This is a genomic window from Nocardia goodfellowii (genome assembly GCF_017875645.1).
GTDB classification, from domain to species: Bacteria; Actinomycetota; Actinomycetes; order Mycobacteriales; family Mycobacteriaceae; genus Nocardia; species Nocardia goodfellowii.
The window spans coordinates 4,733,922-4,754,903 of the sequence record NZ_JAGGMR010000001.1 but is presented as its reverse complement, the minus strand read 5'-3'; the positions used below and the strand labels follow the sequence as shown (position 1 = coordinate 4,754,903).

The 20,982-nt window shown below is 65.6% G+C and carries 22 protein-coding genes and 2 pseudogenes; 15 read left to right on the top strand and 9 right to left on the bottom strand.

Annotated elements, in window-relative coordinates; translation table 11 throughout:
- Positions 1–73: 73 nt before the first annotated feature.
- Positions 74–913 carry an SDR family oxidoreductase gene (locus tag BJ987_RS21965; RefSeq protein ID WP_209893247.1) on the bottom strand — a complete coding sequence of 280 codons (840 nt, stop codon included), beginning with the start codon at positions 911–913 and terminating at the stop codon, positions 74–76.
- Between the two features lie 307 nt (positions 914–1,220).
- On the opposite strand from BJ987_RS21965, the gene BJ987_RS38050 reads away from it, so the two are divergent.
- A complete protein-coding gene (locus tag BJ987_RS38050) occupies positions 1,221–2,621 on the top strand; it encodes an outer membrane protein assembly factor BamB family protein (RefSeq protein WP_209893244.1) in 1,401 nt (466 codons plus the stop codon).
- A 27-nt stretch (positions 2,622–2,648) separates the two neighbouring features.
- Here BJ987_RS38050 and BJ987_RS21955 read toward each other — a convergent pair.
- Positions 2,649–2,759, bottom strand: a pseudogene (locus BJ987_RS21955) (SDR family oxidoreductase); the annotation flags it as partial.
- A 147-nt stretch (positions 2,760–2,906) separates the two neighbouring features.
- Between BJ987_RS21955 and BJ987_RS21950 the strand changes: the two are divergent.
- Positions 2,907–3,080 carry a hypothetical protein gene (locus BJ987_RS21950; protein ID WP_209893241.1) on the top strand — a complete coding sequence of 58 codons (174 nt, stop codon included), beginning with the start codon at positions 2,907–2,909 and terminating at the stop codon, positions 3,078–3,080.
- A gap of 32 nt (positions 3,081–3,112) precedes the next feature.
- Here the strand turns inward: BJ987_RS21950 and mug are convergent, their stop codons facing one another.
- Positions 3,113–3,676 (bottom strand): G/U mismatch-specific DNA glycosylase, encoded by a 564-nt coding sequence (gene mug / locus BJ987_RS21945; protein ID WP_209893238.1) that lies wholly within the window; start codon positions 3,674–3,676, stop codon positions 3,113–3,115.
- A gap of 149 nt (positions 3,677–3,825) precedes the next feature.
- Between mug and BJ987_RS21940 the strand changes: the two genes are divergently transcribed.
- Complete coding sequence (locus BJ987_RS21940) at positions 3,826–4,461, top strand: TetR/AcrR family transcriptional regulator (protein ID WP_209893235.1); 636 nt, start codon at positions 3,826–3,828, stop codon at positions 4,459–4,461.
- A gap of 63 nt (positions 4,462–4,524) precedes the next feature.
- On the opposite strand, the gene BJ987_RS21935 is transcribed toward BJ987_RS21940, so the two are convergent.
- From BJ987_RS21935 to BJ987_RS21925, 3 genes are read right to left on the bottom strand one after another with little or no spacing between them, the layout of a single operon-like run.
- Entirely contained in the window at positions 4,525–5,034 is a 510-nt protein-coding gene (locus tag BJ987_RS21935) for a carboxymuconolactone decarboxylase family protein (RefSeq protein ID WP_209893233.1), read from the bottom strand.
- A gap of 43 nt (positions 5,035–5,077) precedes the next feature.
- Positions 5,078–5,515, bottom strand: coding sequence for a DoxX family protein (locus tag BJ987_RS21930; RefSeq protein ID WP_209893230.1), 438 nt, complete (start codon positions 5,513–5,515; stop codon positions 5,078–5,080).
- A gap of 42 nt (positions 5,516–5,557) precedes the next feature.
- Positions 5,558–6,730: a serine hydrolase domain-containing protein gene (locus BJ987_RS21925; RefSeq protein ID WP_209893227.1), complete on the bottom strand. Its 1,173-nt coding sequence runs from the start codon at positions 6,728–6,730 to the stop codon at positions 5,558–5,560.
- A gap of 219 nt (positions 6,731–6,949) precedes the next feature.
- Here BJ987_RS21925 and BJ987_RS21920 point away from each other — a divergent pair, with 219 nt between their 5' ends.
- From BJ987_RS21920 to BJ987_RS37385, 8 genes are all read left to right on the top strand, one after another.
- Entirely contained in the window at positions 6,950–7,831 is an 882-nt protein-coding gene (locus tag BJ987_RS21920) for a sigma-70 family RNA polymerase sigma factor (protein WP_209893224.1), read from the top strand.
- A gap of 284 nt (positions 7,832–8,115) precedes the next feature.
- The gene (locus tag BJ987_RS21915; RefSeq protein WP_209893222.1) at positions 8,116–9,486 is read left to right on the top strand and encodes an MFS transporter; all 1,371 of its coding nucleotides are present in this window, start codon (positions 8,116–8,118) and stop codon (positions 9,484–9,486) included.
- A 21-nt stretch (positions 9,487–9,507) separates the two neighbouring features.
- Complete coding sequence (locus tag BJ987_RS21910; RefSeq protein ID WP_209893219.1) at positions 9,508–10,152, top strand: GntR family transcriptional regulator; 645 nt, start codon at positions 9,508–9,510, stop codon at positions 10,150–10,152.
- Between the two features lie 16 nt (positions 10,153–10,168).
- Positions 10,169–10,981 (top strand): carbon-nitrogen family hydrolase, encoded by an 813-nt coding sequence (locus BJ987_RS21905; protein WP_209893217.1) that lies wholly within the window; start codon positions 10,169–10,171, stop codon positions 10,979–10,981.
- On the top strand, positions 10,978–11,661 hold the full coding sequence (locus BJ987_RS21900) for a DUF2848 family protein (protein WP_209893215.1): 684 nt from the start codon (positions 10,978–10,980) through the stop codon (positions 11,659–11,661). The genes BJ987_RS21905 and BJ987_RS21900 overlap by 4 nt, the downstream gene beginning before the upstream one ends.
- A gap of 1 nt (position 11,662) precedes the next feature.
- Positions 11,663–13,117, top strand: coding sequence for a 4-hydroxyphenylacetate 3-hydroxylase family protein (locus BJ987_RS21895; RefSeq protein ID WP_209893213.1), 1,455 nt, complete (start codon positions 11,663–11,665; stop codon positions 13,115–13,117).
- A 13-nt stretch (positions 13,118–13,130) separates the two neighbouring features.
- Positions 13,131–13,478, top strand: a complete 348-nt coding sequence (locus tag BJ987_RS21890) for a cupin domain-containing protein (RefSeq protein WP_209893211.1) — start codon at positions 13,131–13,133, stop codon at positions 13,476–13,478.
- 8 nt (positions 13,479–13,486) lie between these two features.
- Positions 13,487–14,011 (top strand): flavin reductase family protein, encoded by a 525-nt coding sequence (locus BJ987_RS37385; protein ID WP_307869908.1) that lies wholly within the window; start codon positions 13,487–13,489, stop codon positions 14,009–14,011.
- A gap of 12 nt (positions 14,012–14,023) precedes the next feature.
- On the opposite strand, the pseudogene BJ987_RS21880 reads toward BJ987_RS37385, so the two are convergent.
- Positions 14,024–15,022, bottom strand: a pseudogene (locus BJ987_RS21880) (sigma-70 family RNA polymerase sigma factor); the annotation flags it as partial.
- Between the two features lie 157 nt (positions 15,023–15,179).
- On the opposite strand from BJ987_RS21880, the gene BJ987_RS21875 reads away from it, so the two are divergent.
- Positions 15,180–15,905, top strand: a complete 726-nt coding sequence (locus BJ987_RS21875; RefSeq protein WP_209893206.1) for an SDR family NAD(P)-dependent oxidoreductase — start codon at positions 15,180–15,182, stop codon at positions 15,903–15,905.
- Positions 15,906–16,275: 370 nt separating this feature from the next.
- Here BJ987_RS21875 and BJ987_RS21870 read toward each other — a convergent pair whose 3' ends face one another.
- Together BJ987_RS21870 and BJ987_RS21865 are read right to left on the bottom strand one after the other, a co-directional pair.
- Positions 16,276–16,656 (bottom strand): hypothetical protein, encoded by a 381-nt coding sequence (locus BJ987_RS21870; protein ID WP_209893204.1) that lies wholly within the window; start codon positions 16,654–16,656, stop codon positions 16,276–16,278.
- Between the two features lie 14 nt (positions 16,657–16,670).
- Positions 16,671–18,011: an NsdA family TPR-like regulatory protein gene (locus tag BJ987_RS21865; RefSeq protein WP_209893202.1), complete on the bottom strand. Its 1,341-nt coding sequence runs from the start codon at positions 18,009–18,011 to the stop codon at positions 16,671–16,673.
- A 255-nt stretch (positions 18,012–18,266) separates the two neighbouring features.
- Between BJ987_RS21865 and BJ987_RS21860 the strand changes: the two genes are divergently transcribed.
- The 3 genes from BJ987_RS21860 (at position 18,267) to BJ987_RS21850 (ending at position 20,935) form a co-directional block, all read left to right on the top strand.
- Positions 18,267–19,622: a hypothetical protein gene (locus BJ987_RS21860; protein ID WP_209893201.1), complete on the top strand. Its 1,356-nt coding sequence runs from the start codon at positions 18,267–18,269 to the stop codon at positions 19,620–19,622.
- Between the two features lie 150 nt (positions 19,623–19,772).
- Positions 19,773–20,012, top strand: a complete 240-nt coding sequence (locus tag BJ987_RS21855) for a class I SAM-dependent methyltransferase (protein WP_209893199.1) — start codon at positions 19,773–19,775, stop codon at positions 20,010–20,012.
- Positions 20,009–20,935: a glycosyltransferase family 2 protein gene (locus BJ987_RS21850; RefSeq protein ID WP_209893197.1), complete on the top strand. Its 927-nt coding sequence runs from the start codon at positions 20,009–20,011 to the stop codon at positions 20,933–20,935. The genes BJ987_RS21855 and BJ987_RS21850 overlap by 4 nt, the downstream gene beginning before the upstream one ends.
- The last annotated feature ends 47 nt before the right edge of the window (positions 20,936–20,982 follow it).

Genomic DNA, 20,982 nt, shown 5'->3' with positions numbered 1-20,982 from the left:
ACCATCCCAGCGTCAATTCGGCGCTGGTGCACACGGAATTTGCGCGCTGCTGAATCTCTTGCAGTAGCACCGATCACCGCGGCGTACCGAATGAATCCAGTATCGCCTCGCTCCGGTCGCGCGCGGCCTGAGCCATGGCGGGGTGCGTGGTCGCGTACAACGTCCCCGATTCCACCGCCGCCACAATGATTTCCGCTGCCCGGGCCGGCGGCAGCGCTTCCTTCACCATCTCGGAGATGGCCGCCAGCATGGGCGCGAGTTTCGCCGCGAGCTCCGGCGGCAGCACGTTCGAATCCGGTGTGCCCTGGGCCGGCTCGGCGAGTTGCGCCAGGCCGCGGAACATTTGGGTGTCCACCGGCCCCGGACAGATCACGGTGACCCCCACGCCGGGCGCGATCAGCTCCAGTTCTCCGCGCAACGATTCAGAGATCGAGATGATCGCCGCTTTGCTCGCCGCGTACGGCGCGCCGAACATGCCCACGGTCAGCGCGGCCAGCGAGGCGACATTGACGATGTGACCGCGACCCGCGGCGATCAAGTGCGGGGCGAATACATGCACACCGTTGACCACTCCGCCCACGTTGACTGCCCAAACCCGGTTCCATGCACCGGGATCGACTTCCCAGGTAGGACCTCCGGCGCTCATACCGGCGTTGTTGACCACCAAGTCCACCCGGCCGAACTCGCGCAGAGTGCGGGCGGCGAGCGCGCGGACCTGGTCGATATCGGCGACATCGGTGGGTACCGCGAGGGCCCGCTCCCCCAACTCGTCCGCGATCCGCTGCAGGGAGCCGGTGTCGATATCGGCGAGCACCACTCGCAACCCCCGTGCCACCAGCGCCGCCGCGAGCGCCGCGCCGATCCCGTTCGCGGCGCCGGTGACCACCGCGACCTGTCCTGCTGCCAGTTCCATCAGTACTCCGTTCGGACCAGCCACCCCACAGCGGTTGTGGCACCACCATCGTCTCCGTACGCGTGGCACGAAGGCATCACTCCGTAGACCGATCTCGAACGTACCGGGAGTGTCGCCCACACGGACCCGTGCGAGCGCATAACGACGGGTAATGCTTCTTGTGTGCAGACGCTGCTGTTCGCCTGCCTGCCAAGCGAATTCGTCGTGGACGCGAACGTTGCGGCTACCACCATGCCGAATCTCACTGCTACCTTGCGTATTCGCGGATCGGTCAGCCGCTGGTCCAGGAAATACGAGGAGGCCGCCGGTGAACAGCGCTGGGAGGTGGGTCACCGGTCGCCGGGTCGGCATCGTGGTGCTGATCGTGGCTGTGGTGGCGGGCGTCGCGACGGTCGCGTGGATGAACCGGTCACCCCGGGGTCCGGAGGAGACCGATGCGGGATACGGCCGCTTCAAGGTCTCGACCCGGCTCGATTCCGCCCCGGTGCCGCAGTGGACGTTGCGCGCTACCGACCTCTCCGATGAACCCGGCGCGGTTCTGCTCGCGATGCCGCACAGCCTGGGGCGGTACTACGGTTACGGCTCACCGATGGACGCCGGGACGATCATCGTCGCCGCGACCGCGGTGCCGGGAGAACCGGGGACCGGCGAAACCAGCGGACGCGGCGTCGGTCCGGTGCGGATGCACGGCATCGATCCAGGCACCGGGCAGGTGCGCTGGACGACCGATGTCGGTGAGTTCGACGGATGCCGTGAGCAGGTCTTCGACGGAAAGCTCGCCTGCCGAGGCGCGCATCGAGTGCTGATCATCGAAGCCGCCACCGGTGCGATACTCGGCGACCAGCCGACCGACTTCGAGGTCATGGACGTGACGGTATGGGACGGGGCCGTCTCGGTCACCGGCCGGACGCCGGACTGGATGACCGCCGTCCTGACCCGGGGAACGCCCACGGACATCGCCGCGACGTGGCGGCGGACATATCCGACACCGGTTCCCGGCGACCCGGTCACTCCGAGGGTCGGCAGCCGCGACTACTTCCTCGATGGGCACGACCACAGTGTCCGCCTCTACGATGTACGCACCGGTGAATCACTGTTCGCCGGGCCCATCGTCGGGATCTTGGATGGCGGCGTGATCGCCGAGCAGGAGAATATTTGGCGGCCGGACCGGGTGCGGTTTCTCGATCGCCGCGGCGAATCGATCGGCGAGGTGAGCAACCCGAGTTTCGTCTTCGATTGGTTCCCGACCGCGACCGCGGTGATACCGCCGATCCTCACCGGAGAAAGCGCCTACGAACGAACGACCGGCCGAGTCTTGTGGACCAATGCGCAGATCGGTATGGAAGACATCACCGGCCGGATGAGCGCCGTCCAGGGAATAGTGGACAACACGGTGATCGTCCGATCACGCGATGGCTCGGAGCTGTCCGGACTGGATCTCACTGACGGACATCAGATCTGGCGGCGGCCGACGCCTTTCGCCAACACGTCCCGCTATTCGACCTTCAACGGCATCACCGATCCGAGACACCTGATCCTGACCGACGGCACCGACGTCCACGCGATCGACGCCGCGGACGGTGCAACCACCTGGTCGATGCCGTTGCCGCCCAGCGGGCGACCCGACTTCCGCACGGCGATCAAGGCGGTCGGTGGCCGCATGGTGACGACGACCCCGCATGAATTCACCGCTTACGCGGCAGGATAAGGATCAGGGCACGAAACGTGTTGCGGCTCAGGGCAAGATGGAGTCGACGTAGCCGCCGTCCACGCGCAGCGCGCCACCGGTGGTGGCCGAGGCGAACGGCGAACTCAGGTAGACGACCATATTGGCGATCTCCTCCTGCCGCCCCGGCCTGCACCCAGCTCATGCCGATTCCTATGTAGCACTTCACAACACAGTTGACTTGATCAAGCGCGGTGGCGTACGGATATTTCACAGCAGATTTCGCGAATGGAGCCGACCGGGGTTCCATCGAAAGCTAGGAGTTACATGACTGTCAGAACCGCTCGCACGCTGACGATCGGCGCGTTGGCTCTGTCCACCATCGCGCTGAGCGCGGGAAACGCCACCGCAGCCACCCCCGCGGCCACCCCTGTCGTCGGATCGGTCGCACTGTGCTTTTCCGTTCCCCTCGGTCCGGCCAGCGTGAGCATCTGCCTCTAGCCCGCGCCGCCCTTTCGAGACATAGCCGTAGCTCAACCGATCTCCACCGCCTCGCGCAACGCGCGGAACTCCGCGGCGAGGGCATCCAATGTGTAGTGCGCGTTGAGCCCGCTGGGATTGGGTAGAACCCACACCGCGGTCGCACCGATCCGCTCGGACTGAGGGCCGACTGTGGTGCGTGGGCGACCGAAAGCCGTGCGGTAGGCGCCGATACCGAGCACGGCCAATACTCGGGGTTGATACCGCTCCACCCGTTCGACCAGGGCGCGACCGCCGGCGCGCAGTTCGTCGGCGGTCAGCTGCTCGGCTTTGGCGGTCGTGCGCGGGGCCACATTCGTGATCCCCAAGCCCAGCCCGAGCAGTTCATGCTCTTCGTCGGGCCGGAGCAGGCGTGGCGTGAAGCCGGACCGATGCAGTGCCGGCCAGAACCGATTTCCCGGACGGGCGAAGTGATACCCCGTCGCCCCGGACCACAGGCCCGGGTTGATTCCGCAGAACAACACCCGCAACCCGGGCCCGATCACATCGGGAACGGTCTTGTCCTGCGCCGCGGCCAGATCCGCGGGCGACGGCCGAGCTGACGAACCAGAACTCATGCCCCTCAGTCTGCCGGGTGCTGGGCCGACCACAGCCGAGGGCCCGGCGACGGTCGCTTCGGACTCCCCGCACCACCTCCCTAGCTCCCACACGCGGTTGCGCCTACGCTGTGCCCCGGCTCAGTGTCGCGAACGGAAAGGAGCCAGGCATGCCCGCAACCCCCCGTAACCGACACCGGCCGACCCAAGACCGCGCCAAAGCCACCCGCAACCAGATCCTCGACGCCGCCGCGAAACTCTTCGGTGAACGCGGCATCACCGACACCTCCACCAACCGCATCGCCGCCGAAGCCGGAGTCAGCATCGGCACCGTATACCGCTACTTCACCGACCGCTCGGTCATGGTCGACGAACTACGCGACCGGCTACTCACCGACATCGAAACCGACTTCACCGCTTCCCTTTTCAACCTCAGAGACATGTCCGTCTTCGACATGTTCACGACGCTCATCGGCGTCATCACCGACGTACTCGTCGCCAACGCCGGACTCGTCCGAGCACTCATCGCGGGCGTGCAGTTCTACAGCAGCGGCCTGCCCGAGTTCGAACCACGCCTGCGGCTCATGATCAAAGTACTGGTCATCCAAATCCTCGGCCCCGGCGACGACCACAAATACGACCTGATGGCTTCGGTCGTAGTCAACACCGGATTCGCGGTCGTACTGCGCGCCTCAGCCCTCGACGTCGACGGCCGCGAACGCCGCGAACTCATCACCGCCACCTCCGACATGATCGCCACCTGGTTCGAACAACACCGCGACCCCAGTCGCGAGTTGCCCCGCTGACCAGGGTCGTGACATTTTGCCCGCGGGGCCGGGCCGGTCACCCGACCCCGCACGATCGAACTGTCAGGCCGGCACGGGAGTCCACTGCTCGGCCTGCGGGCGTCCGGGCAGCGGTTTGCCGATGAGCGCCAGCGGGACAAAGAAATTGACCTGACCGATGGCCATCGCCAGGGTGGCCAGGGCCGTGTCGTCGTAGTGTTCGGCGGCGTAGGCGAAGAGTTGGTCGGGCACTCGCTCGCCGTGCGCGGCCGGTTCCAGGACAGCCTCGACCAGAGCGAGTGCGGCACGTTCCGGTTCACTGAAGTACGGCGCGTCGCGCCAGGTCGCGACCGCGGCGATACGTTCCTCGGACGCACCGGCAGCGCGCAGATTGCCCGCGTGCAGGATGACCAGATACGTGCTGCCGACGATCTGGCCGGCACGCAACTGGACCAGACCGATCGTGGCGCGCGGGATCGCTCCGTTGCCGGTCGCTTTGAACAGCGCCGCGCCGACCTCGCCCAGTGCCGGCACCAACTGCTGCGGGTTGGGCAGCCGCGAGCCGATTTCCAGAGCCGTGGTGTTCGTTTCCATGATGGATTTCCTTCTCTTGTAGTGGATTTCGAGTTCAGCGGGTTCAGCGGTACTGGAGGCGCTCGGAGACGACGGGCGCAGGAAAGGCGCGTTCGACGGCTTGCGGCAGCCATGCCCGAGCGGCGAAAGTAGCGGCGACGAAGAACACCGGCATGGCCCACTTGTCGGGACCGTCACCGGCGGCCACATGGGAGGCGGCGGCGCCACCGTAGACGAAGACCAGCCCGGCGTAGGCCCATTCCTTGGTTCGAGGGTGTCCGGGGGTGAGTATCGCGGCGAGCGCGGCCGTTTTGGCGACTCCGAGGATCGTCGCGAAGTACATGGGATAGCCGAGATGATCGAAAGACTCTCGGACATAAGAGATTCGGGCGAGATCCCAGTACGCGCCGACGGCGGTCTCGGCCAGTACGGCGGCCACGGGAACCCAGCGCGCGAACTTCAGACCGCGGGAACGGAGTAGCGCGGTGGTGCGAGTGGACATGTTGTTCTCCTGGAGTCGGGTCTGGTTGGGTGGGAGCGGAATTCAGGCGGCCCGCGAGACCGCGGTATCGGTGGCGACGCGGTGCAGTGCGGCGGCCAGTCGGGCGTTTTCGGGGGCGTTGAACGCGAAGGCCGCGCGGCGGCGGGTGTAGCCGTAGGTCAGGCCGCTGTGCGGGTCGGCGAATCCGTCCGAGCCCGCCGAACCGGTGTGCCCGAACGCGTGGACGCCGAGAAACGGGTACAGCAGACTCTTGGCTTCGAACCCCAACGCGTAGGGCGCGCGATCTCCACGCACCAGATCGGCACCGCTGGAATGGATTTCGGAGACAGCGGCGATAGTGTCCAGTGACAGCAGCGGGTCGCGGCCGTCGATGCCGGTGATCGCCGCCGCGTACATCGCCGCCAGGCCGTGCGCGCTGCCCACCCCGCCGGCCGAGCCTTGGCCGAGTCGGCGCAGGGTGGCGTCATTGGGTAGTGCCATAACGTCGGCGGCGGTGAAGCCGCGGGCGTTGAGGTTGTAGGCGATTCCGGCGATGCCGTGCGGATTGGGTGAGTTGGCGGCGAAGGCCGCTTCCATCTCCGGGGTTGCCCGCCACGGCAGGATCGGCAGGTAGCGGTGCTCCAGTTCGGCGGGCAGCCCGAGATAGACGTCCAATTCGTACGGTGCGCGGATTCGCTCCTCGAACAACTGCTGGATGCTGCTGCCGGTGATGGCTCGCACGACCTCGCCGATGATGGCGTAGGTGACGAACCCGCCATAGCCGTGCACCGTGCCGGGCTCGAACAGGGGCCGCTGACCCACCAGCCGTTCCGCGACAACCCGCTCATCCGCCAGTTCGGAAACGGTGAAACCGCCATCCACACCGACGATTCCGGAGCGATGCACGAGCACGTCGCGCACCGTGATTCGCTCCTTACCCGCTGTGGCGAACCTCGGCCAGAAATGGGCGACCGTCTGATCGACATCCAGAACCCGGTCTTGGATCAGCAGCGCCACCACCAACGCGGCGGCACCCTTGCTCGTGGAATGCAGACCGGTCAGCGTGGTGCCCGACACCTGCCGCCCCGCCCAGAGATCCACTACCTTCCGGCCGCGCACGAACGCGGCGAGCTGCGCCCCGGACTGCCCGTCCTCCTCGGCGACGACGGCAGCGAATTCCGCCCGCACCTCCTCGTATCCAGCGGCGGCAGTGCCGTGTACTTCGATCGCATGCACAGTGTTGCTCCTTTCGGTGTCGGCGCCGCTTCGAACGGCGCGGTCCTGGCGACCGCAACGGATCGCGTTCTGCCGCACTGACGTTCAGCGACCGGAAAACGTGACCGCGTCGCCGCAACCGCTGGTCCGGACATCGCGAACACCGCGTGGCGCCCAGCAGGAGTCACACTTCGCACGGCGACTTCGTCATCGGTACAGGACGAGATCGAGGAGGACTCCGTGCACGATGAACAGTTGCTGGCCGACCAGTTCGAGGCACACCGGACACATCTGCGTGCGGTGGCCTACCGAATGCTCGGCTCGCTCGCCGACGCCGACGACGCGGTCCAGGAGGCGTGGCTGCGCCTTGCGCGAACCGACACCACCGATGTCGGCAATCTCGGCGGCTGGCTGACCACTGTCGTCGGGCGGGTGTGTCTGGACATGTTGCGGACCCGCAAGAGCCGCGGCGAAGAACCCCTCGAAGTCGAGCACCTGCCCGACCCGGTGATCACCAGCGCGACCACACCCGACCCGGAAAACGAAGCGCTGCTGGCCGATTCGGTGGGACTGGCCCTGCTGGTCGTCCTCGAATCGCTGAGCCCGGCCGAGCGCCTCGCCTTCGTGCTGCACGACATGTTCGCGATGCCCTACGAACAGATCGCACCCATCGTCGACCGGACACCGCAGACAGCCAAGAAGCTGGCCAGCCAGGCCCGGCGTCGCGTCCAGGGCGTCACCCCGGATTCGACTTCGGACCTGGCCGGCCAACGCCGCGTCGTGGACGCTTTCCTCGCCGCCGCGCGCGGCGGTGACTTCGAGGAACTACTGCGCATGCTCGATCCGGACGTGGTGTTGCGCGCCGACGCCGGTGCGGCGATGCGGGTCATCCGCGGTGCCGCCGCGGTCGCCGGCCAAGCCGAGACCTTCCAGCGCATGGCCACCCGCTGCACCGTCCACCACGCCGTGGTCAATGGCGGCCCGGGATTGGTCAACACCGTGGACGGAAATCCGTTCTCGATCATCGGCTTCACCGTCACCGAGGGCCGCATCGCCGCCATCGACATTCTGTCCGACCGCGACCGGCTGACCCGGCTCGATCTCGCCGCCGTCCTGGGGTGATGTCAGCGGTGTCCCTGCGCGTGCCGCCCAGGTCATGGGTCCGAGGACCCCGAGTTTCGCCGAACCCTTGAAAGATTGTCGACCGATGGTATACAACTGGTATACGGACTTGGCGTGATCGGCTTCACAGCCGTACACGAGCAGGAAAGTCGGCGGCTCGGTGGTTGCGCCAACAACCACCGAGCCCGGCAGCACCATCCGCGCGTCCCCAGTAGGTCGTCTACGTCCAGGTAGACGTGGGCGCGCGGATCGTCAGGCATCGACGATGCGACCTAGGAGTCGACATGGCAACCGCCAGCAGTAAATCTATCAACCGCAGACCCCACACCAGCTTGCCTGTCATCGCGGGCTCGAGCCTGGCCGGAACGGCCGTGGAGTGGTACGACTTTTTCCTCTACGGCACCGCCGCGGCGCTGGTGTTCAACAAGCTCTTCTTCCCCTCGCACGACCCGTTGGTGGGCACCATGCTCGCCTTCGCCACTTACGCGGTCGGATTCGTGGCCAGACCGGTGGGCGCAGCGGTCTTCGGGCATTTCGGTGACATCAAGGGCAGGCGCGCGACGCTGATCGCCAGCCTGCTGCTGATGGGCGTATCGACCTTCTTGATCGCCTTCCTCCCCACCTACAGCGCCATCGGCATCACCGCACCGATCCTGCTGGTGCTGCTGCGCCTGGTGCAGGGATTCGCGCTGGGCGGCGAATGGGGCGGGGCGGTGTTGCTGGTCTCCGAGCACGGAGATTCGAAACGACGCGCCTTCTGGTCGGCGTGGCCGAATCTGGGCCCGCCGCTGGGCAATTTGATGGCCGCCGGAGTACTCGCGTTGCTGGGGGCGGTGCTGTCGGAGGACGCGTTCCTGTCCTGGGGTTGGCGTATCGCGTTCGGGTTGTCGGCGCTGCTGGTGGTGATCGGGCTGGTGCTGCGGTTGTATGTCACCGAGACACCGCTGTTCGAGCAGGCGAAGCGCGAATCGGGTGCACCGCAGCCGAAAGCTCCACTGGGAGAAGCTGTTCGGGGTCACTGGCGGCAGATATTGCTGGCGGCGTTCACCCGATTCGGTGAAAACGCGGGCTTCTATATCTTCTCGCTGTTCGTCATCACCTACATCACCCAGATCCTGGAGCTGCGGCGTAGCACCGGCCTCACGGCCGTGATGGTCGGCATGGTCGTCGCGCTCATCGCGATCCCCGCCTTCGCGATCCTGGCCGATCGAATCGGGCGGCGGCCGATCTACATCGGCGCGTCGATCGCGACGATCATCTGGTCGTTCGCCTTCTTCGCCCTGCTCGATACCGAGCGCACCGGTGCGATCATCGTGGCCGTCGCGGTCGGTCTGCTGATCTTCGCCGCCTACAGCGCGGTGATCGGCGCCTTCTTCTCGGAGTTGTTCCCGACCGAGGTGCGGTACTCGGCGGTCTCGCTGGCTTACAACCTCGCCTCGGTGCTGGCCGGGTCGCTGGCGCCGATCATCGCTATCGCGCTGTACAACCGGTTCGGCACCGGCTACGCGATCGGGGCGTATCTGGCGGCGATGGGCGCGATCTCGTTGATCGCGGCCGTGATCGCCGATGAGACTCGCGCGGTCGACCTCGCCGAGGTCGCCACCGAGGACATGCCGGCCCGAACACCCGATACTCCAGCTGTTCTCACCACGTAACCGACTAGAAGGGGCAAGTTCATGACCATATCCAAAACCACCGCAGGCTCGGCGCCCGAGCTGGCCTACGAGTGGTTGAAGAACACCATCGTGACTTTGCCTCGCGACAAAGAAATGTTCCTGTCCGAAGCACAGGTCGCCGCGGCATCCGGGACCTCCCGCACCCCGGTTCGGGAAGCCTTGCTGCGCTTGGAAGCCGAAGGGTTCATCCGGCGCGTTCCGCACAAGGGCGCCTACATTCCGGCGTTGTCGGACAGCGACGTCGAAGAAGTCATGCAGGCGCGCCGGGTGGTCGAGGAGTGGTCGGTCACCGAGGTGGCGCCCAACCCCGGCCTGATTCCGAATCGGCTGCGCACCCTGGTCGAGAGCCAGGAAGCCGACACCGATCCGGTCGATTTCATCGGCCACGACCTGGAATTCCACACCACGATCATCCGGGCCGCGGGCAACAACCTGATGCACGAGTTCTACCGCTCGCTGCGCGATCGGCAGATGCGGATGGGCGTGCGCATCGTGATGGCCGATGACCACCGAAAAGAACAGGTCCTCATCGAGCACCGCGCGATCGTCGACGCGATCGCGGCGTGCGATACCCAGGCCGCGGTTCGAGCGGTGCGTGAGCACCTCGACACCACGCTGCGCTCGATGAAGCAGCCGAACCTATGAGAAGCGAAGGAAGCTTATGAAAGTCGCGCTGGCACAAATCGCTAGCCCCGATACCGAAACCACCCCGCGCCGCATCGAGCGAGTGCGAGCGCTACTCCAGGAACTGCGCGATGACGTGGACCTGATCGTTCTGCCGGAGCTCTGGGCAGTGGGCTACAACCATTTCGACGATTACCGCAGGTGCGCCGAAACCTTGGCTGGACCCACTGTGCAGGCGATCGCGGAAATCGCCCGGGAGCGCGCCTGCTATGTCCACCTCGGCAGCATCGTCGAACAGGCCGAACACGGCAAATTGCGCAATACCGCGGTGCTGCTCGGCCCCGAAGGCCGAATCGTGCACCGATACAGCAAGATTCATGTTTTCGGCTATGCCTCGCTCGAGGCCGACCTGTTGCAGCCCGGCTTCCAGATCGAGACAGCGCCAACACCTTTCGGGACAGTTGCCGCCACCACCTGTTACGACTTGCGGTTCCCCGGACTGTGGACCGAACTCGTCCACGCCGGTGCCGAACTGGTCATCGTGCCTGCCGCCTGGCCGGCGAAAAGGCTGGCGCACTGGCGGCTGCTGACAGCCGCCCGCGCGCTCGACAACCAGGTCTTCGTCATCGCCTGCAACGCCTCGGGCACCCACAACGGTGTCGAACTGGCCGGGCACAGTCGCATTGTGGACCCCTGGGGAGACGTGATCGTCGAAGCCGATGCGGGCGAATCGATCACCCTCGCCGAGATCGCTCCTTCCGTGGTCGGAGATACCAGGGCTGAATTCCCGGTGCTCGCGGACCGTCTCGACGACTACAGCTTCCTCAACCGCCGGGAGGTGCTCTCATGAGCGAGACCATTACCGATCTGCTCGAATTCGGGATCCTGGGAACCGGCGAGACGGTGCGCCTCGGTGCCGCGCGGACCTTGGTCGCCGGCTACACCGGTCGCGACGAAGCGGCGGTCCGTCATCACATCGATGAACTCGCGGCCATCGGTGTCGCCCCGCCGCCGCAGGTGCCCATGCTGTATCAGGTGGATCGCGCGACCATCACCACCGCGCCCAGCACGCCGATCCGCAGCCGCGATACCTCCGGTGAGGTCGAGCCGGTGCTGCTGCGCCATCAGGGCCGTTACTACCTGGGCGTGGGGTCGGACCACACCGACCGCCGGCTCGAAACCATCGACATCGCCGATTCCAAACGCGCCTGCCCGAAACCTGTGGGCAGCACAGTGATCGAGATCGACGACTGGCACAGCTTCGACTGGGACAGCTGCCGCGCCCGCAGCTGGGTCGACGGCAAGCCGTATCAGGACGGCGCCTTGGCCGCCCTCCGGACGCCGATCAACCTCCTCGACATCATCACCGACCGCCTCGGAGATCAGGGACAGGACCTCATCTGCTTCGCCGGAACCCTGCCTCTGCTCGACGGCGAGTTCACCCCCGGCGCCCGATGGGAGCTCGAACTCACCCTCCCCGACGGCCGCGTCCTGACCCACACCTATGACACCACCAGCGAAGGAGTTTGACATGCGTACCGGCACCGAATATTTGGCGTCGTTGAACGACGGCCGCGTGGTTCTGGTCGACGGCCGTCAGGTCGACGACGTCACCACCCATCCAGCCTTCGCTCCCGTGGCTCGCACCATCGCCGAATTGTTCGATCTCGCGGCCGACCCCGCCAACAACATGCAATACCTCGCTCCGGAGACCGGCGGGACCGCGAATCGGGTCTTCGGCATTCCCCGCAGCGCCGAGGAGTTGCGACTGCGCCGCGCCGCGATTCAGACCTGGGCCGGCCACACCCACGGCTGGATCGGGCGCAGCCCCGATCATGTCGGAACGTTCCTGGCATCCTTCGCCGCACACCCCGAAGTCTTCGCCGAAGGTCAGCGCGATTTCTCGACGAACGTGACCGAGTTCCACAAGCGCGTCCTCAACGAAAACCTCTATGTCTCCTACGCGATCATCCCGCCCCAGGTATCGCGAGCTACCACCGCTTCGGGCTGGGAAGGGGAATACCTCCAGGTCGGTGTGGTGCGCGAGACCGACGAGGGGATCATCGTCCGCGGCTCGCAGATGCTGGCGACCGGCGCGGCCATCGCCGATGAGATCTTCGTATCCTGCATCAAACCGCTCGGACCCGACGACCAGGACTTCGCGATCTCCTTCGTCGTCCCGACCGCCGCCGACGGCTTGAAGCTCTACTGCCGACGCCCCTATGCCCCCGCCGCGACCAGCGCGTTCGACTATCCGCTGACCACGCGTTATGACGAACCCGACGCCTTGGTCGTCTTCGACGACGTCCTGATTCCGTGGGAGCGCGTGTTCATCGACCGTGACACCGCCGGAGTGCGCCGCCAGTTCTTCGACACCGGCGCCCACGCACTGGGCAACTGGCAGGCGCAGATCAGGTTCGCCACCAAACTGGAGTTCATCGCCGGCGTCGCCCGTCGCGTCACCCAGGTCAACGGTGTCGACAAGATCCCGAGCGTGCAGGAAAAGCTCGGCGAACTCGCCGCGTTGGTCTCGAGTGTCGAATCCGCGGTGCTGGCAGCGGAATACACCGCCGAGCCCGACGCCGCAGGCCAATGGATACCGGGCAAGCGTGCCCTCTACGGCTCCATGGGCTTGCAGTCGGAAATCTATCCGCGGGTGCTGGCCATTCTGCGCGATCTCGTCGGCGGCGGCGTGCTGCAACTCCCCTCCAGCGTCGAAGACCTCACCAGCCCACTCACTTCCGGCGATCTGACCCACTACGTGCAGTCGCCCGGAGTGCCGTCGGAGGAACGCATCAAGCTGTTCAAACTGGCCTGGGACATCATCGGCTCGGAATTCGCCGGCCGTCATCAGCAATACGAATTGTTCTACGCCGGAGCGCCTTTCGTCGTCAAAGGCGCCTACACCTACCGCAACTACGGCTACGAGCGCGCATCGGCGCAGGTCGAACAGTTCCTCGCCTCCTACAAGCTCGACATCGCCTGAAGGATATAGACCCATGGCCAAGCCCGAATTCGAATTCTTCCCGGTCACCGATATCGACTACACCGTCTGCCCCGGTGACGATCCGGCGATCACCGAACGCATCCTCGCCCGCGACCCCGAGGGCAACGTCGCCACCCGCATTCTGCGTTATGCGCCCGGCGCCGACTCCACCCCGATGGGCGTGCAAAAGCACGACTTCTGGGAAGAGGTGTACATCCTGGAGGGCTCGTTCACCGATATCACCCTCGGTGAGACCTTCAGCGCGGGCATGTACGCCTGCCGCCCGCCCGGCATGCCGCACGGGCCGTGGCGTACCGACGAGGGCGTGGTGACCTTCGAAGTCCGCTACCACAGCAAGTAGGTATCGCCATGACACTCCCCGCTTTTCACTGTCCGACCCCCTCCGATATGCGGCGCAGTATGGGCAGATTCACCACCGGCGTCGCCGTCGTCAGCGCCGAACACGCCGACGGTACGGCCTGCGCGATGACGATCAGCTCATTGACCTCGATCAGCCTCGAACCACCGATCGTGCTCATCTCGCTCACCCATGGCAGCCGGACCACCGAGGCCGTCGACGTCAGTGGCCGGTTCGCGGTCTCCATTCTCAGCGCGCGCCAGGAACCGTTGGCCCGCCGCTTCGCCACCCGCGGGGGCGCCCGATTCGAAGGGGTGCCCTACGACCTCGGCAACAGTGGTCTGCCACTGATCCAGGACTCGCTCGCGCAACTGGAATGCCGCGTTCATTACGCCCACGACATCGGTGACCACCGCGTCGTCTATGGCGAGGTCACCGATATGCGCTGGCGGGACGGCACCGGATTGGTCTTCTACTCCGGACGTTTCGGCGACTTCCGCGACTTCGGCCACGACGAATTGCCCTGGTGGTACTGACAGAGTGCGGGCCAGACCGAAGTACGGCGCGACCGCTGTCTCGAAGTGGGTGAATTCGTAAATCCGGTCGCCGGCGAGGCCGACGACGATGATCCCGGCGATGTGCAGGTCGCCGGTGATCTGGTCGCGGATGTACTGGCCCCACGCGGGTTGGCCGTTGGCTCGGACCGGCACCATCCGATCGACCCGTCCGAAGTTGGCCCTGATCGCGCTGAAGAAGCGCCGCACCGCGTCGCTGCCGCGATATTCGAAAGGTAGCGGCGGCATCCGGACCCATGCGTCGTCCGTCATCAGCGCTATCAGCGCGTCGACGTCCAGTTCGGTGAAGGCGGAAACGAACCGTTCGAGGAGCTCCCGCTCTCCGGGCGAGGAGGGCGCGGGCGACGGCGGGTCCGGGGTGCGCGCGGTGTCCATGGTGGTGCGGGCGCGTTTGAGAGCGCTGGTGACCGCATCCACGGTGATGCCCAGTATCTCGGCGGTTTCCCGGGCGCGGTAGCCGAGTACGTCGCGCAGCATGAGCACGGCACGCTGGTTGGGCGGCAGGAGTTGCACGGCGGCGATGAATGCGAGCGAGATCGCCTCGCGGGACTCGTACCGGGCTTCCGGTCCTGGCGCGCGATCGGGAAGCTCCGGCAGCATCAGATCGGGAAAGGGCTGTAGCCACAACACCTCCCCCGCCCCGGTCGGCTCGGGAAGCGATACGGTCGTGGCCGCGGCCGGCTGTACCGGCGCGCCTGGGACCGCTGGCCGGCGTGCGGTCGAACGCAGCACGTTGAGGCATCGGTTGGTGGCGATGCGGTACAGCCAGGTGCGCACCGATGAGCGCCCTTCGAAGCCGTCGATGCTCAGCCAGGCTGCCAGAAAAGTCTCTTGCAGCGCGTCTTCGGCGTCTTGCAGGGAGCCGAGCATGCGGTAGCAGTGCACGTGCAGTTCGCCGCGATGCGGCTCGACCAGCCTGGTGAACGCGTCCCGGTCACCGGCGCGCGCCCGCCCGAGCAGTTCTTCCGACATCCGCCACCTCCATCAGAATTCTCTCCCCCGTACTGACACCGGCGCGGCCCGGAACTGGTCGCCGCCGGTGTGCCCAGTTTCGGGAAGCTGTTGTGTCTGCCCTTGTGAACCACATTCACGGGTCGGTGTTCACCGACCGCAATCACGAGGAGAAGGTATGACAATCGCAGATAAAACGCTTCTGGTGACCGGCAGCAATCGCGGTATCGGGCAGGCGCTGGTGGAGGAAGCCTTGCGCCGGGGCGCGAGCCGCGTCTACGCCGGAACCCGGCAGCCCTTGACACATTCGGATGGGCGCGTCACGACGGTAACCCTGGATGTGACCGATGCGGCGCAGGTTCGAGCTGCTGTCCAGAGCGTGCAGTCGCTGGACATTCTGATCAACAACGCGGGCGTGATACTCCCCGACGACCTCAGCGATCCGGCCGTGATCGAACAACACCTCGCCGTCAACCTCTTCGGCACCTACCGGATGATCCAGGCGTTTCTCCCTGCGCTGACTCGTTCCAGGGGCGCCATCGTCAACGTTGTCTCACTCGCGGCTATCGCCGCCGTGCCGGTCATTCCGGCCTACGCGATCTCCAAGGCGGCCGCGTTCTCGCTGTCCCAATCGTTGCGCGCCCTACTGGCCGGACAGGGCGTCACCGTGCACGCGGTCCTGCCCGGCCCCGTGGACACCGACATGAATCGAGGCTTGGACATACCGAAGGTCTCTCCACAGTCCGTCGCCCGCGCCATTTTCGACGGAGTGGAAAGCGGAGCGGAGGAAATTTTTCCCGATCCCGTGTCGGCAGCGATCGCTCAGAGCTGGGGCGGTGGCGCGGCCAAGACGCTGGAACGTCAGAATTCGGCCCTGCTCCAACCAGCGGCTGTCCAGGCGTAGGTACCACAGGTGTCGGTAGGAAAGGCCATGACTTTGATGAAGACACCGCCGAATGTGTCGCTGCGGCAGTGGGAAGGGCACACCAACGACTACTCGTGAACTCGGCTGCCCGCGGCTGAGCCTGGGCACCGCGCGATATCGCGGGTCGTGCATGTTGCGGGCCGAGGTGGCTTGGCAGTCAAGAGCTGGTTTGAATTCTTGTTCGCAGCTACTGGCGGGCTCGGCCCATGCCCTCTCTGCGAGGGCAGAGCACGTGGAGCTATGCGCCGGCTGCGGAGTGGGCCGCGCCCGGAACAGGTGGAGCGGCACCATCGTTGTAAGAAGACGGATCCGCTATATCTGGCGTCGTCAGAACGGTATTCGCCGCAGGCTACGTCGTGCCCGCTGCAGCGAGGGAATGCTCGACGGCATCGAAGATGTCGGCGTCTGTCTGCTGCTGCCACTCTGGAAGGTCCGCCCAGTCGGCGACATACGAGGGTTTGGGATTCGGGATGTGCTTGTAGATCTGGCCGGTCCAGCACAGCGCGACGAATCTGCCGCGCTGTTCGCGGGTGAGGTTCGCGCATGCCCCGTTGGTGGTCTCGACGAATGCCGCGATCTGCTGGTAGACCGCAGTAGCGCTGGCTTTCTCCCAGTCCGGAGTTTGCTCCCACGGCGTGATGTAACCGGCTTTCGGCTCTCCGGGAAAGTATTTGGTGACGCCTGCGATCCACGCTTCGCGGAAGACGCGGCCGAAGTCGTTGTCGTGCAAGGTTTCTCCCTTGTTTAGCGCAGCGATAGAGCCGCGATTCGGCGATCGAGGTGTTGGATGTGGCGGTCTCGGTGGAGCGGTTCGAGTTGTCGACGCAGTTGCTCGAGTCTGCGTCCGAGATATCCGGAATGGGTTCGGCGCGCCACGTCCAAGGCCGCGTTGCCGTACTCGACCGCCTGAACCGGGTCGCCGCGCAGTGCGCCGGCTGCGGCGAGGTCGGTCAGCACAGCGGCTCGGCGGCGCGCTGACAGCGGCTGATTCAGCAAAGGCAGCAGAGCCTCCTCCGCTTGCGCGGGCCGGCCGAGTTGGATGTAGCAAGCCCCCAGTTCTTCTTCGATGCGGGAGCCGTCGTAGCGTAGCCAGTTGCTGCGCTGTGGCTCGGGCAGTGTCGTGACGAGCTGCGCGGAATCGCTGGCCCGTTCGCACTCCAGCGCGTTGCCTAAGCCCGCGTGTGCTTGGGCGGTGACCGCTTCGATCCAGAACCGAGTCGTCAACGTTGGATCACCTCGGCGGGCGAGGTGTGCTGCGGATTCGAGCATCACGATGGCGGCGGAGAAGTCGCGGTCGTAGATGCCGAGATAGGCGTGGCGTGTCAGCGCGCACGCCCACAGATCCATAGCGGCGGCGTCGCGGGAGAAGTCCGCGGCGAGGGTGTAGCAGTAGGCGGCGGTGCCGTAGTCGGCATGGTCGAACTGTAGCTCGCCGGCCAGCTGGAGCGCCTCACCGGTGAGAGTGCCCAAGTGCTGGCGTATCTGGCCTTCGGGAGTCCGGCGCATGCCATCGATCAAGACACGCAACTGTTCGCGCAGCGCGGGAAAGATCGCGGATTTGGTGTCAGCGGCGGCATATTCGCGCCACAGCATGGAGTTGATGTTCGCGTATTCGGTTGCGGTGGCTGCGTCGATGCGACCGGCGCTGCTGCTAGCAGCTGTGATTCGGTCCCAGTCCACCGGGGCCGCCAGCACGGTGCCGGACAGGCTCAGTAGCCTCAGCAGCTCGCGGCGGTTCATATCGATCTCCACGGTGGACGGGCCGTTCGGCGTTGTCGACCGCTCGGCAAGAACGATATCGAGCTTAGGTGTTGCTCGTCGCATCGTGGCGATTTGGTGCCCGGGCCGCCGTTGCCGGCAGAGCTGCTCGAAACGAGCGCGCTGCGCTTCGGTCGCGCGTTCGAGGGTGGTGTCCATAATTGCGGCGTTGGCCGGGCGCAGCGTCACTTCGGGGCCCTGGCGTTCCCATTTGCGCAGGGAATCGAAGTTCACGCCGGTGATCTCGCAGAATCCTCGGCGGGGCTCGCGCAGCGCCTCACGTAGTGCGCGCACCTCGAGACCGGTCCATGAGAGTTGAACACGCATCGGCACTCACCCCTGTACCAGTTTCGTGTGTGAAGCCTACCCCGCAACGACCCCCGTGGTACCCCTATCAGTACTCCTCGGACAGGCGCGCTAAGTGCGACTGTTGACCTACCACATCGTCGATCGGCGGAGATGAATTTCGCAGAGCGACAGAGGCTTTGACTGATCTCCGCGGGTGGAGATCGGACACCGCTGTTGTATGTCGCGATATGGCCGTGACGGGCGACGCAACCCGTCAGGCGAGGGGAGCAAACGGTGAGTGTCCATCAACTGGTCGTGATCGGCTACGACGAGATCGTCGCCAACAAATACATGCCCTGCATCCAGGAAGCCATCGATGCCGGGCACATCGATTCCTGGTCGTTGGTGGACCTGGAAGGTCAGCGCGAAGCGATCGAAGAGCGGTTGGTGGCTGCCAACCCGCAGCCGCGCATGAAGATCTTCGTCCCCGCCGATCGCGGCGATCCCGGGAAGGCTCGCCTCACCGCGCGCACGGCTCTGAATATCCTTGGCCTGCCAGGGCTTCCGATGAAGACCTATATCGCTACCGAGGTCGGCTCACACGAGCGGTATCTGCGCCAGTGCGTAGACGACGGTATGGATTCACTGGTGGAGAAGCCGGTGCTGGCCCCGATGTTGGGCGACCGGTTCGATCCGGCAGCGATCTCGACGACGATGTCGGAGCTGATCGCGAGTGCCGGGCGCCGCAAGGCTCAGCACTCTGTCATGACGCTGAGCCGCTACCACCGTATCTACAACGACCGGGTAATCACGCCGCTGCGCGAGCGGATGCTGGCCTGGAAGGCGCCGTTGACCTCTTTCCACCTGCGCGCGGCAGGCGGGGTGTGGAACCTCGAGCACGAATTCATCACTCGCGATGACCACCCCTACCGCTACGGGTACGGGATGCTCATGCACGGCAGCTACCACTACGTCGATCTCGCGGTGCAGGTGCTCGAGCTGAACAAGCTGCTGTTCCCGGACAAACATCTGCGCCTGCAGGTGTCCTCCTTCGGGGCGTGGCCCAGCGACCAATGGCAGCGGCTCTCCCGCGCGGCCACCCGCAAACTCGGCGGCGACTCCCGCTGCGCCGTGCTCGCCCGTGAACCCAGCCGCTACGGCGAAACCGACATCACCTCGACCTTCCGGCTCATCGAAACCGAGTCCGAGACCACCATCACCTTGGGCACGCTCTCGTTCGAGCAGACCACACCCTCGATCCGGAACTGGACCAGCTTTCCCGACGGGGTCTACAACAAGAACGGGCGCACCTCCTCGGTCGATTTGGAAGCGCAGCTCTCGACGCTGTATTCGATACATGTCAACTGCTACGACGTCCCCCAGGGACCCGACCCCGACAAAATCGGTGCCGCCGCAGAGATCCTGACCCGCACGAACGCCGCCCTGCTCACCGACGACGAATACGTGCGCCGCGAGAGCTTCGACGGCGTCTTCCACAGCGACAGCAACCGCGCCCTCATGCAGGCATGGCTGGCAGGCACCGAAAACCGTAGTCGCCTCGCCCAGCACGTCCTGCCGATGCGTGTCACCGAAGCCTTGGCGTTGTCGCTGCGCATTCCCGGCCAAACCGTCGAGATCGACGGGTTCTGATCCCTACACAATCCAGGAGACTCCATGGTGGTCATGCGTTCTCGAGACGAGGTCGCGAAGTTCTACCGCACTGCTTTGGCCGATGGCAGCAGTACAGCTGAAAGGCTCGACGCTCCAGTGTTGGACCGGTTCGCCACCTTTCTCAACTCAGTGAGCACGAAGACTCCGCACACAGTATTGGAGCTCGGATACGGGATGGGCGCTTACACCATCACCTTGGCCCGCACCGGATTCAGGGTGACGGCGGTGGACCTCTACCACGGCTGGCGGGTGCACATGACGCTCACCGAGCACGCCGAACGCGAACCTGAGTCACGGCGAACCTACTTCGCAGCCAACAAGTTAACCGTCTGCGCCTACCGCGACCACGACCCAGGACCCCGCCCATGACGACCGCGTCCGCTTTCGGGATCAGCTTCGTGATCCCCTGCCACGATGGCGGCGCGTTGGTCGCCGAGGCCGTCGATTCGCTTCTGCGGCAACCCTTGTCGTTTCCCTTCGAGGTCATCGTCGTTGACGACGGGAGTGGCGAACTGCTCACGCTCGCGGCGATCGACACCGTTACCGCGGATCCTCGTGTGCGGGTCCACCGGCTCCGAACTCGCCAGGGTGTTCAAGTCGCGCGCACGGCCGGGCTCAAGGCGGCCCGCTACGGCTACGTGATGCCGCTGGATTGTGACGATCTGCTGGCCACCGACCCTGAACTCCTCGCCGGAGGCAGCTACCCCGAACGGGCAGTCCGAATTCTGGCGGGGGATCCGGCGGTGGCGTTTGTGCACACCTATTCGCAGATGTTCGGTGACTTCGAGGGGCTGACCATCTCGGCCTATCCGTGCACCGAGCAGCTGGTGGTCCGCAAGCATCACGCGCCGATGCCGCTGATCTACCGCACCGCCGACGCACTGGCAGCGGGTGGCTACGACTCCCGGATCCGTAAATGGCAGGACTGGGCCTTCGCCATCAGCTTGCTCGCCGCCCGGCACCGCCGAGGCTGCGGGACCGAAATCCGTTGCATCGCAGGCCCATTCCACCGATACCGGATCCATCGCCGCTTCCAGCGGATTTCGGCGACCTCGGTCAGTGAGCTCGAGGTAGTTCGCCTCGTCGTGGACCGCCATCTCGACTACTTCCAGACCGTCCTCGGCGATCCCCGCCCCGCGGATGAGCTCGCGGCGACGGTGTACGCGCACAAGCCCGACCGGTTGACCGATCTGCTGCACATGGCCGCCGCGGATCTCGACCAAGCCCTCACCCTCGCCCACCAACGCCGCGCCACCCTGGCCTCGCCGGCTGACAGGCTCGGTATCCCGTGAGCCCAGATTGTCGGCAGGGAAGTCGCGGATGCGCGCTGGAGGCTGGG

What these genes read in the sequence shown, in the direction of transcription:
- mug (WP_209893238.1), bottom strand. Translation starts at nt 3,676, where the DNA reads ATGAGTTCTGGTTCGTCAGCTCGGCCGTCGCCCGCGGATCTGGCCGCG.
- BJ987_RS37385 (WP_307869908.1), top strand. Translation starts at nt 13,487, where the DNA reads ATGACACTCCCCGCTTTTCACTGTCCGACCCCCTCCGATATGCGGCGC.
- BJ987_RS21915 (WP_209893222.1), top strand. Translation starts at nt 8,116, where the DNA reads ATGGCAACCGCCAGCAGTAAATCTATCAACCGCAGACCCCACACCAGC.
- BJ987_RS21950 (WP_209893241.1), top strand. Translation starts at nt 2,907, where the DNA reads ATGACTGTCAGAACCGCTCGCACGCTGACGATCGGCGCGTTGGCTCTG.
- BJ987_RS21875 (WP_209893206.1), top strand. Translation starts at nt 15,180, where the DNA reads ATGACAATCGCAGATAAAACGCTTCTGGTGACCGGCAGCAATCGCGGT.
- BJ987_RS21850 (WP_209893197.1), top strand. Translation starts at nt 20,009, where the DNA reads ATGACGACCGCGTCCGCTTTCGGGATCAGCTTCGTGATCCCCTGCCAC.
- BJ987_RS21890 (WP_209893211.1), top strand. Translation starts at nt 13,131, where the DNA reads ATGGCCAAGCCCGAATTCGAATTCTTCCCGGTCACCGATATCGACTAC.
- BJ987_RS21935 (WP_209893233.1), bottom strand. Translation starts at nt 5,034, where the DNA reads ATGGAAACGAACACCACGGCTCTGGAAATCGGCTCGCGGCTGCCCAAC.
- BJ987_RS21930 (WP_209893230.1), bottom strand. Translation starts at nt 5,515, where the DNA reads ATGTCCACTCGCACCACCGCGCTACTCCGTTCCCGCGGTCTGAAGTTC.
- BJ987_RS21905 (WP_209893217.1), top strand. Translation starts at nt 10,169, where the DNA reads ATGAAAGTCGCGCTGGCACAAATCGCTAGCCCCGATACCGAAACCACC.
- BJ987_RS21940 (WP_209893235.1), top strand. Translation starts at nt 3,826, where the DNA reads ATGCCCGCAACCCCCCGTAACCGACACCGGCCGACCCAAGACCGCGCC.
- BJ987_RS21965 (WP_209893247.1), bottom strand. Translation starts at nt 913, where the DNA reads ATGGAACTGGCAGCAGGACAGGTCGCGGTGGTCACCGGCGCCGCGAAC.
- BJ987_RS21910 (WP_209893219.1), top strand. Translation starts at nt 9,508, where the DNA reads ATGACCATATCCAAAACCACCGCAGGCTCGGCGCCCGAGCTGGCCTAC.
- BJ987_RS21900 (WP_209893215.1), top strand. Translation starts at nt 10,978, where the DNA reads ATGAGCGAGACCATTACCGATCTGCTCGAATTCGGGATCCTGGGAACC.
- BJ987_RS21865 (WP_209893202.1), bottom strand. Translation starts at nt 18,011, where the DNA reads ATGCGTGTTCAACTCTCATGGACCGGTCTCGAGGTGCGCGCACTACGT.
- BJ987_RS21895 (WP_209893213.1), top strand. Translation starts at nt 11,663, where the DNA reads ATGCGTACCGGCACCGAATATTTGGCGTCGTTGAACGACGGCCGCGTG.